The sequence below is a fragment of the Kitasatospora sp. NPDC093102 genome (assembly GCF_040683915.1).
GTDB lineage: Bacteria > Actinomycetota > Actinomycetes > Streptomycetales > Streptomycetaceae > Kitasatospora.
In genome coordinates this window covers 24,396-33,840 of the sequence record NZ_JBFBFA010000059.1, presented here as the reverse complement: position 1 = coordinate 33,840, position 9,445 = coordinate 24,396, and the positions used below count along the sequence as shown (strand labels likewise).

At 68.0% G+C, this 9,445-nt stretch carries 9 protein-coding genes; 4 read left to right on the top strand and 5 right to left on the bottom strand.

Translation table 11 applies throughout. The annotated features are described in order from the left end of the window. Window positions 1-298: 298 nt before the first annotated feature. A complete protein-coding gene (locus AB0O11_RS36045) occupies window positions 299-1,708 on the bottom strand; it encodes an IS4 family transposase (RefSeq protein WP_363395741.1) in 1,410 nt (469 codons plus the stop codon). 184 nt (window positions 1,709-1,892) lie between these two features. After that, window positions 1,893-2,807 carry a LysR family transcriptional regulator gene (locus AB0O11_RS36040; protein ID WP_363395738.1) on the bottom strand — a complete coding sequence of 305 codons (915 nt, stop codon included), beginning with the start codon at window positions 2,805-2,807 and terminating at the stop codon, window positions 1,893-1,895. 106 nt (window positions 2,808-2,913) lie between these two features. Here AB0O11_RS36040 and AB0O11_RS36035 point away from each other — a divergent pair, with 106 nt between their 5' ends. The 3 genes from AB0O11_RS36035 (at window position 2,914) to AB0O11_RS36025 (ending at window position 5,252) form a co-directional block, all read left to right on the top strand. After that, complete coding sequence (locus AB0O11_RS36035) at window positions 2,914-3,219, top strand: hypothetical protein (protein WP_363395735.1); 306 nt, start codon at window positions 2,914-2,916, stop codon at window positions 3,217-3,219. 13 nt (window positions 3,220-3,232) lie between these two features. Next, complete coding sequence (locus tag AB0O11_RS36030; protein WP_363395732.1) at window positions 3,233-3,583, top strand: DoxX family protein; 351 nt, start codon at window positions 3,233-3,235, stop codon at window positions 3,581-3,583. A 457-nt stretch (window positions 3,584-4,040) separates the two neighbouring features. Beyond that, window positions 4,041-5,252: an MFS transporter gene (locus AB0O11_RS36025; protein WP_363395729.1), complete on the top strand. Its 1,212-nt coding sequence runs from the start codon at window positions 4,041-4,043 to the stop codon at window positions 5,250-5,252. 289 nt (window positions 5,253-5,541) lie between these two features. On the opposite strand, the gene AB0O11_RS36020 is transcribed toward AB0O11_RS36025, so the two are convergent. Beyond that, on the bottom strand, window positions 5,542-6,330 hold the full coding sequence (locus tag AB0O11_RS36020) for a class I SAM-dependent methyltransferase (protein ID WP_363395726.1): 789 nt from the start codon (window positions 6,328-6,330) through the stop codon (window positions 5,542-5,544). Window positions 6,331-6,722: 392 nt separating this feature from the next. Between AB0O11_RS36020 and AB0O11_RS36015 the strand changes: the two genes are divergently transcribed. Continuing rightward, window positions 6,723-6,848 carry a hypothetical protein gene (locus AB0O11_RS36015; RefSeq protein WP_363395723.1) on the top strand — a complete coding sequence of 42 codons (126 nt, stop codon included), beginning with the start codon at window positions 6,723-6,725 and terminating at the stop codon, window positions 6,846-6,848. A gap of 358 nt (window positions 6,849-7,206) precedes the next feature. On the opposite strand, the gene AB0O11_RS36010 is transcribed toward AB0O11_RS36015, so the two are convergent. Beyond that, window positions 7,207-7,686 (bottom strand): hypothetical protein, encoded by a 480-nt coding sequence (locus AB0O11_RS36010; protein WP_363395720.1) that lies wholly within the window; start codon window positions 7,684-7,686, stop codon window positions 7,207-7,209. 71 nt (window positions 7,687-7,757) lie between these two features. Next, window positions 7,758-9,383: an NAD(P)/FAD-dependent oxidoreductase gene (locus tag AB0O11_RS36005; protein WP_363395717.1), complete on the bottom strand. Its 1,626-nt coding sequence runs from the start codon at window positions 9,381-9,383 to the stop codon at window positions 7,758-7,760. Between the last annotated feature and the right edge of the window lie 62 nt (window positions 9,384-9,445).

The window sequence follows — 9,445 nt, the reverse complement described above, 5'->3', positions numbered from 1 at the left end:
GATATGACAAACGTGTCTATGTCTTCCTCGGCACGGTCACGGTCGCCGCCCTGGCCATCTGGCTCCGCTCATGATCGACCGGACAGAACCTAGGAGCTCTTCAAGGTTCGGATCTTGGCCTGGCCTGATGGCGGGCTGGCGTCTCTGGTGGAACCCCCAGCCGGGGCCTCGGCGTGGAGCGCCGGGGAGCGGGAGGCCTACGTGAACGACCTGGGCGATGGCCGGTCCCTGGTGGGGGTGTCGGCGCGCAGCAACCGGGCGAAGGCGGACAAGGACATTGCGGAGCAATGCCGCGAAGTTACGGCTGAGGTGGCACTGTCAAGGCGTCGGCGGAGGGTTCGCGGAGGTGGACTTTGTAGGTCGCACGTCTGGCTGTCCGGCTCTCGCGGCGAGCATGGACCTGTTTGTAGGAGAACGGTGAGACCGGGCGCTTGACCGCGCGGGGGCTGACACGATCCGCGCGTCGTGGCGGTAGGAGTTCGTTGGTCAGCAGCTGGTGGAAGGTCTCCGGGCCGCCGGGCGAGGCGTGGTCGGCTGCGATGACGCCGTGGCGCGCGGTACGGACCGCCACTGTGAAGGAGACCCGGTCCGGGTCGACGCCGACGCGGCGAGCACTGTGATGCGATACCCGCCGCAGGACCTGATAGACAGTGAGGTAGGCGTAGATCTCCTGCTCGACGCCTTCCGGGTGCTGCGACCGCAGGACCCGGTCTGCTGTTCGCAAGGTCACCTTCAGTCCGAAGAATGCGATCTCCACCTCCCAGCGCTGGTGATAGAGGGCCGCGAGTTGGTCGGCGGGATGGCGGCGGGGGTCCATGAGCGTGGTCAGCAGGCGGTAGTGCTCGGTTCGGCTGGCACCGTCGCTGGTGGCCACTGTGAGGTGGAACTCGATGACGCGGACCTGGTGCCCGTTGGCGGCGCGGTAGCCGCGCCCGTTGCGGTCGGGCAGCACGGAGAGGTAGGAGCCGTCCGCCAGCGGTACCAGCCGGGGCAGGATCCGCACACCCTTGGCCCGCCAGAGCAGGTGAGCGCCGGTGTCCCGGGCCTGGCCCCACAGCTCGTAGCCGTCGAAGTTCCGGTCGGCGAGCAGCAGCATGCCCGGGCACAGGCCGCCCAGCAGGCGCTGCGCGAGCGTCTTCTCCGCGGTGCTGTAGGCGCCGAAGGCCACCTCATGGATGGCGCGGCTGCTGCACTCCACCAGGGCGGCGAGCCTGACCAGGGGGAATCCGGAGCGTCCGCGGCGGGCGTGGAGATAGCCGAAGGCGGCGGCGTTGGCCGGGCTGTCCGCCACCTCCAGGTGCAGGCCGTCCCAGGCCATCAGACGCAGACTGTGCCAGAACGCCCCCGGCGTCGCAGTGGTGGCCACCGGGCCCGACAGGCGAGCGAAGAGCTCGGCCATCGGAGCCGCCCCGAGTAGGGCACGGGCCTGGGACAGAGCCGGAGTGGACGGCACCCGCGCGGTGACACCGCCGAGTCCCTTGACCAGGCCGGCCCACACCCCGTGGTAGCCGTCGGTGCTGAACAGGGCCATGGCGAGCACGAAGTACACGACCACGCGGGCCGGCAGCAGACGTACTCGGCGTTCGCGGCGGCCCGTCGCTTCGAGCACGTCATCGACGAGACTCGGCGGGATCTTCCGGGTGAGCGCACCGAGATGCCCCGGAGCATAGACATCAACGGCGGGACAACTGCCAGAATGGGTGGTCAACAGGGCTCCTGCACAGGGAGAGTCGTCTTGGTCGACTTCCTCTCCTAGCAGGAGCCCTGCCTGCTGGGGGCAGCTTCAACGAACCGCTTGACAGTGCCACCTCAGCCGTAACTTCGCGGCATTGCTTTGAAACGCCCCTGCGCGAGCCGGGCCTTCTGCTCGGTGAGCCAGCCGCGGCGTAGGACTACGCGATGGTTTCGCCGGCTCTGGTCGGTTCGCTGTCCAGGCAGCAGCGGACGAAGTCCTGGACGACGGGGTTGGTGTCGTCGGCGGGCGCCCAGGCGATGCCGACCCGGCTGGGGCTGACGCCGCTGACGGGCCGGTAGGTGATGCCGGGGCGGGCGTAGAAACGGGCGGAGGATTCGGGGGTGAGGGCGACGCCGTAGCCATTGGCGATCGCGCTGAGCCAGTCGTCGGGCTGGTCGGCGACGGCGCCGATGCGGACCGGGTGGCCCTCGCGTTCGTCGGTGGCCAGCCAGTACTCCCGCCACCAGCCTGTCTCCGGTGGGGCTGCCACGAACGGCTCGTCCCACAGGTCCCGGAAGGGAATCAGGTCACGCGTGGCGAACGGGTGGGCCGAGGGGAGCGCGATCCAGCGGGGCTCGGCGAACAGCACCTCCACGCGCAGACTGTCCTGGCCCGGGAAGGGCAGCCGCAGCAGGGCGGCGTCGACATCTCCGTCGGCGAGTCCGGCGGTCGGATTCGACCACGCGGCCTGCCGCATGTCGACTCTCCATCCTGGCCGGCGGCGGGCGAACATCGCGATGATCTGCTGGGTGGTTTCGTTGGCGGCGCTGGCCATGAATCCGACCCGCAGCACGCGGGCCGCCCGGTTGGCCGTGCTCTTCGTCTCCCGCAGCGCCCGGTCCCAGTCGGCCAGCAGGGCGGGTACCCGAGCCAACAGCGCCCGGCCCGGTTCGGTGAGGGCCATGCCGGCCCGGGACCGTGTGAACAACGGCACGCCGAGCTGGTTCTCCAGTTGCCTGATCTGTTTGGTCAGCGCCGGCTGGGAGACGAACAGCCGTTCTGCCGCTCGGGTGAGGCTGCCTTCCTCCGCCACGGTGGCGAAGTAGCGCAACAGCCGGGTGTCGACATCCATGCCATCAGGTTATAGAAGCAGGTATTGGACGCAAGTCCGGGGCTCGCCGAGAGTGAATACAGCACATGGGCAAAACCTCGCCCAACCAGAAAACGAGGGAGATCTCATGCCTGTTCTCATGATTCGCTACCGGGTGGCCGACGAAGGTGTCGCGGAGGTAGTCGACGCAATCGAGGCGGCCTTCGCGGCGGTGGAGGCGCAGCAGCCGGAAGGAATCCGGTACGCCTACCTGCGTCAGGCCGACAGTGCCGAATTCATTGCCCTGCTGGACCTCGACGAGGGGGTCGAGAATCCTCTCCCGGGCCTTGAAGCGGCGCGCCGACTGCAGGCGACCGTGGCCAAGTGGGCTGTGGGGACAGGCGCGACGCCACAACCATTCGATGTCCTCGGTTCCTTCCGCATTCTCTCCTGAACGGTACATATCCATGCACGTCGCCTACATAGTCGTCACCGTCATCACGATCGCGGCCAATGCCGGGATCGCCATCGCGGACTTCGCGAAGGCCAAATTCGTCCTTGCCAACTCGGCGGAGGTGAATCTCCCGCAGTCCTGGCTCCCGAAGCTCGCCACACTGAAAGCTGCGGGGGCTGTCGGACTCGCCGTCGGGCTCCTGGGTGTACGAGCCATCGGCGTCGCCGCCGCGATCGGCCTCGTGCTGTTCTTCGCCGGTGCCATGGCGGCCCACTTCCGTGCCCGCGTGTTCTACAACATCGCCTTTCCCTGCGCCTACCTCGTGATGGCCATCGCTTCTCTCGGGCTCGTCATCACTCAGTGATGCCGTTCCCCGTGGTTGATGGGCCTGCTCTCTCCGTCGACCGCTGGGTGAGTCCGGTTCTCGCGAAGCCCCCTGCGTAATGCGTCCGTCCCAGACGTCAGTGATCCGATTCGGAACCTGGGACACCGTCTCACCGGACACACCCGAATAGGCACCACCCACCCGCTCCCTCTGCCCGAGGAACCCGCCGATCTCTCCACCGCCCTGGTGCCGCGCCGAGCCCACCGGCCTGCACCAGGGCGGTACCGACGGGGCTACCATGCCAGCCGGCCACCGCATCCCAGCCTGCTAGGATCCGCGGGTGCTCATTGTGATGTTCATCTGACGGTCCTGGGTCTCTCCCGCCCAGGTTCTGATCCGTTGAGGGTGCGATCGTTCATGCCCTCCGGACTTCGATCACCGTCAGACGTCGGCGGCCGCGGACAAGACCCCGGTCGCGCATCATCGGAGCCTCCTCATGCTCGCAGTGCTTCTCCTTCCTGGCGCGCTTCGTGCCTTCCTCCCCGCCCTGATCGCCCGCTCCGCCCTCGCGATGGGCGGTCTGGCTCTCCTGCTCGCCGTCCAGGACAGTTCGGGGTCGTACACGCAAGCCGGCTTCGCGACAGCGACGTTCGGGATCGCCAACGTCATCGCCGCCCCTTGGCGCGCCCGAGCCGTCGATCGACTCGGTCAACGCATCGCGCTCACCGTCATGGCATCAGGTCAGGCATCAGGGTTCATCGTCCTCGCGCTCATCGCGGAAGCCGAGGGAGTCGCGGTTGTCTGGTTCCTCGTTCTCAGCGCGGTGGTCGGCCTGACGGCGCCGCCCCTGGGGGCCGCGATGCGCATGATCTGGGCGTCGCTCACGACGGCCGGTGACCAGCGAACAAAGGCGTTCAGCATCGACGCGGTGTGCGAAGAGCTCCTCTTCGTCGGTGGTCCCGTCGTCATCACCGCGGTCATCGTGGCCACTTCTCCTGCTACCGGGCTCTGGGTGACCGCTGCCACGGTTTCCCTCGGCACCGCGGCGATGACGTCCAGCGCGTCGTCAGGGGCGCTGCGCGGAACGGGAGGGGGTGTCGCGCGAGGTGATCGCCCGCTCCGCCAGCCAGGATTCGCAAGGGTGTTGATCGTTCTCGTGGGCGTCGGCGGTGTGCTCGGCGTCGCGGAGATCGCAGCGCCGGCAGTCGCCGAGGAACGTGACGCTGTCGCGGCTTCGGGATGGATCCTGGCGGCCTTCGCCGGCGGAAGCGCTCTCGGTGGATTCCTCTACGGGCAGCTGAACCTCACGTCAGGAATCGGCAAGAGGCTGTTCGCCCTGTGCACCGGCATGGGGCTCGCCGCGGTGTTCGTGTCCCAGCTGCACACACTCGGTCTCTTCGCTGCGGGCCTCGCACTCGTCGGCCTCTTCCTCGCTCCCTCTCTCATCACCGGGTACCTCATCGCCGACACCATCGTTCCGGAATCCAGCCGGACGGAAGCGTCGACATGGATCAACACCTCCGTGAATCTCGGCGCATCGCTGGCGTCCGCCGCAGCTGGAATCGTCATCGACAATTCCGGTGGCTGGTTCGCCCTCCTGCTCATGGGAGTGATCGCTCTCGCTCTTGCCACAGCTGCGCCGTTCGCACGACTGCGCGAGATCGAGCCGCCCGTGGTCCCCGCTCCCGATCGTTGCGAGCACAGCTGACCAGCAATCCTGGGGTCTGGTGCACAGCGGGGCGATGCCTGCCTCGCGGTTCGACCGCGAGGCAGGCAACCCGAAGGACGTGAAACGATCTGAGGGGCTACATCAAAGTGGTGCGGCCCCCAGAACGGGATCGCCCACCACGCCCGGCCGACCCCCACAGCGTCGACCACGTCCTGCACTGATCCCAATGGCGTCGCCGACGCCAACTCCGGGCCCGGATCAGCTACGACAAACGACGAGGCCACAGCCCAAGAGCTGAGGCCTGGTCACGGTGAAGACCGTTGCAGCACTAAACGCTGCTGCGGCAAGGACGGGCTGTGTGGACAGTGGCGGCCGTGAGGTAGAAGGCGTCAGGACGTCCGAGGATTCCTGCGGACGTGTCACTGTCCAGGAGCTGCTCCAGCGTTGCGCGGTCTTCCAGATCCAGCCGGTCACCGATCTGATCGCGCAGCCGGGTCAGATGCATGTGCAGATACTCCCGCGCCGAGATCCCGAGGGGAGACGGGAGATCGGTGAAGAAGCTGCGCGTCCCGCTGGGGATGAGCCCGGCGTCGGCAAGCATGGCCGGCCAGTCCTCCACTGTCGCGGCCGATCCCGGCAGTTGGCCGCGCATCTCGCCGAAAGCGTCCTCGGCGGCCGCATCCAGGCGGGTCTGCAAGCCCGGACGCCCCATGCCGATGTCGCGAGGCAGGAAGCGCGGGGGAAGCCCGCTCTCGCAGATGGCAAGGAGTCCGCCCGGCCGCAAGCAAGCGACCATGGAGCGCAATGCCGCTTGCTGATCCCCCATCTGGTGGACGCCGTTACGGCTCCAGATCAGGTCCGCGGAACCCAGTGCGTGGAACTCTCTTCGGAAATACGTCAGTTGAATGACGATGCGGTCTGCCATTCCCTGAGCCGCCGCGCGCGAACGGACCTGTTCCAGGATGCCGGGCGACCGGTCGGCAGCTACGACCTCGGCGTCCGGGAAGGTGCGCGCCAACAGGTACGTCACCACGCCCGGTCCGCTGCTGATGTCCACTACCCGGTGGACGGGAGCAGGTCCGCCGCCGATCCGCAGCAGACCCCGCAACCAGTCCATGGTCCGCATGAGGGCGGGGGCATGCACGCCGTCTTCTCGTTCCCGGAGCGCGCCCGAGGCGTCCCATTTTCGCAAATTTTTCCATCTCGGGGCACCCTCCGAAGTGATCCGAGGAGAACTCGCGGCGGGCAGTGGCCTCACGCATTCGATCCGCGCGACCGGGAAGGCCATGGCTTTCATGGCCACAGCACGCACACGCCGGCCAAGCCTTCGGCTCGGCCGGCCACCGCCACGCCGAGTGGCCCTCACCCTCGCGGACGAAGACCAGTCAGTGTGCGGCGACGTCAGTTGTTGGCGGAGCCGGGCGTCGCAGTGGCCGCCTCGCCGTACGCAGCGAGCGTGCGATACGGACTGGAGCGGCCGATACCGAGGTGCTGAGCGGTGGCGGTGCCATGCGCGACCGTGCGGTCTTCACCCACACTGCGGCGTCCCTGTGTGCGGTGCAGGGCATCACCACGGTCGAGGAGAACACCGTGCACGACACCCACGCCCTCCTGGGCGGCGGCCTGGGTCACTGACGCCGCCCTCACCTCGACCTGCCGGCCCACCTACCCCGGCCCTCAGGGCAAGCGGCTGCTCCACACACTGGTTCACCGCTGCTGCGGCCCCTGCCACGACGGTGACAGCATCACCACCGCGCCAGCGCCCGCGACCGACTGGACGCGCGGACGCCGCCTCGACGCCGTCCTCCTCGACGACTATGGCGCCGACTGGTGAACGGCCCCCCGCCGAACACGCCGATCTGTGGCGCCGCCCCGAGAACCGGACTGCCGCTCACTTCAGCGCAATGTCCTCAGCGAGCCCGACGCCCGTGTGATCGACCAGGCGGCCCGCGGCGGCAGGCCCTGACACCGTGACGTCGTCCGGCATCCGGTGCTATGGGCCCGCGGTCTTCAGAAGTCCTCCTTGCCGGCAGTCCGCGTGGCCCGCGCCGCGCAGCAGCAAGCCGAGCGAGAGCATCGCGGACAGGCTGAGCAGCACCGTGGACCAGAACCAGAAACGTACCCATGTATCGGGGACAGGCAGCAGGATCGCCAGCACGGCCGGATACAGGACCAGCAGCCACCCCAACCGCCGCTCCGCTTTGGACTGTTGGTGCAGCTGCCTGGCTGCCCTCTCGCCCTGCCCGGCGGCCCCACTGGTGATCAGTTTCAGCCCTTCGGCGGTGGTCAGCTGACACGTGTGCACGAGCGCCACGATCATCGTGAGAAGTAAGGCGAGCCCCAGTAACTGGGCCCATTCGGGCACTCTGGGATGGCCTGATGTGGTGACCATCAGCATGGGCACCGCGAACAACAAGGTGCTCAACGCCTCGAAGGCGAAGAGCCGGGTGGCGGGGGTACGGGGTGTGGACACCAGCGTCTCCTTGGACAGAAGTCTCCGGTGGCCGCAGGCGCAACCGATCGCTCGGGGGCGGTGTGAGTCCGTCATGACCCCGGCTGCGCTTCGCCAAAGCCCGCGCGGACGGACCCGTCGGAGATGGACTGGTCCGGGGCGACGCGCGGTGCCGTCAGTACGTACTCATCCGGGTCGATGGCTCGGGTTCGACGGCGAAACTGCCAGGTCGATGCGGGCCAGATGGTAGTGACACGGCCCGTGCGGTCCTGGTACCAGCCGGAACAACCGCCCGCGGCCCAGACCGTGGGGGCCATCCGGTTCTGCAGTTCGGCGTTGTACGCGTGCTGCGTCTCCGCGCGCACGTCCACGGAGCCCAGGCCGCGGCTCCGCATCAGCTGCAGGGTGCTGACGAGGTAGTTGATCTGCGACTCGATCATGTGGATGAGGCTGGTGTGTCCCACGCCCGTGTTGGGTCCTGCCATCAGGAACAGGTTGGGGAATCCCGCGACGGTTGTACCGAGGTGTGCCTGCGGGCTGCCTTGCCAGACCTCGTTCAAGGACCGTCCGTCACCACCTATGACGTGCTGCGCGTAGGAGGCGTCGGTGACACGGAATCCGGTTCCGAAGATCAGTACGTCCACTGGATGCGTGGTGCCGGCGGATGCGGTGCCACCGGGTGCGGCTTGAGTGCCGCTGCGCGGGGTGGTGAGGACCGTGTTCGGTCCGACGCTCGCGATCGGGTTGGTGACGACGTGGACGTTGGGTTGAACCAGTGCCGGGTAGTAGTCGTCGGAAAGCAGGACCCGCTTGCAGCCCAGTGCGTAGTCCGGGGTCAGCTTGGACCGCAGCTCGGGGTCCTTGACCTGGCGGTGCAGGTGGGACAGTGCCTCCCGACGCCCCAACGCGGCCATGGTGCGGTTGCCGAGCAGTGCTGGCAACGTCGCCTCCCGTGTCATGTACTCCCAGCCTCGCGCCAGTCGCTGCGCCGTCGGGGCCAGCTGGAACAGGCGATGCTGCCACGCCGGTACCGGCCGGTCCTGGCGCGGGGCGATCCATGATGGAGTGCGCTGAAAGACAGTCACCTGCCGGGCCGTGCGCTGCAGGTGGGGGATGAACTGGACGGCGCTCGCGCCGGTGCCGATCACGCCCACCCGCTTGGCCGACAGGTCCAGGTCGTGTTTCCATCCGGCGGAGTGGAACGCTTCTCCGGTGAAGCCGTCCAGGCCGGGCAGCGAGGGGATGGCCGGCTCCGAAAGGGGCCCTTGGGCCATCACCAGCAGCCCGGCGCTGAGCGGTCCGGTGCTGGTGTCCAGCTCCCAGCGCAGCCGCTCAGGGTCCCAGGTGGCGCGCTGTAGTTCGCAGCCGAGCCGAAGGCGGGGCGTCAGGCCGTATCGGCCGACGCAGCGCTTCAGGTACCGCTCGATCTCTTCCTGAGGCGCGAAGCGCCTGCTCCAGGTGGGGTTGGGTGCGAAGGAGAACGAGTACAGGCGCGAGGGCACGTCACAGGCGCATCCGGGATAGGCGTTGTCCCGCCACGTGCCGCCGACCTCATCGGCCCGCTCCAGTATCAGCAGGTCGCGGTAGCCCTCCTGCAGCAGCCGGATGGCTGTGCCGAGGCCTGCGAATCCCGCGCCGACGATGACGACGGATACGTGTCCGGGTGAGGCGCCGGCTGCTTCGTGCGGGGCCGGGCCCGTGGTGTGCGGGTCGGTCATGATTCCCCTCCATCCAAAAGAATGCTCGAACTGAATGCTATCGTACGCGCTACGACCGCAAT

Coding starts and splice junctions, on each gene's coding strand:
- AB0O11_RS36040 (WP_363395738.1), bottom strand. CDS start 2,807: ATGGATGTCGACACCCGGCTGTTGCGCTACTTCGCCACCGTGGCGGAG.
- AB0O11_RS36035 (WP_363395735.1), top strand. CDS start 2,914: ATGCCTGTTCTCATGATTCGCTACCGGGTGGCCGACGAAGGTGTCGCG.
- AB0O11_RS36030 (WP_363395732.1), top strand. CDS start 3,233: ATGCACGTCGCCTACATAGTCGTCACCGTCATCACGATCGCGGCCAAT.
- AB0O11_RS36025 (WP_363395729.1), top strand. CDS start 4,041: ATGCTCGCAGTGCTTCTCCTTCCTGGCGCGCTTCGTGCCTTCCTCCCC.
- AB0O11_RS36020 (WP_363395726.1), bottom strand. CDS start 6,330: ATGGACTGGTTGCGGGGTCTGCTGCGGATCGGCGGCGGACCTGCTCCC.
- AB0O11_RS36015 (WP_363395723.1), top strand. CDS start 6,723: ATGCGCGACCGTGCGGTCTTCACCCACACTGCGGCGTCCCTGTGTGCG.
- AB0O11_RS36005 (WP_363395717.1), bottom strand. CDS start 9,383: ATGACCGACCCGCACACCACGGGCCCGGCCCCGCACGAAGCAGCCGGC.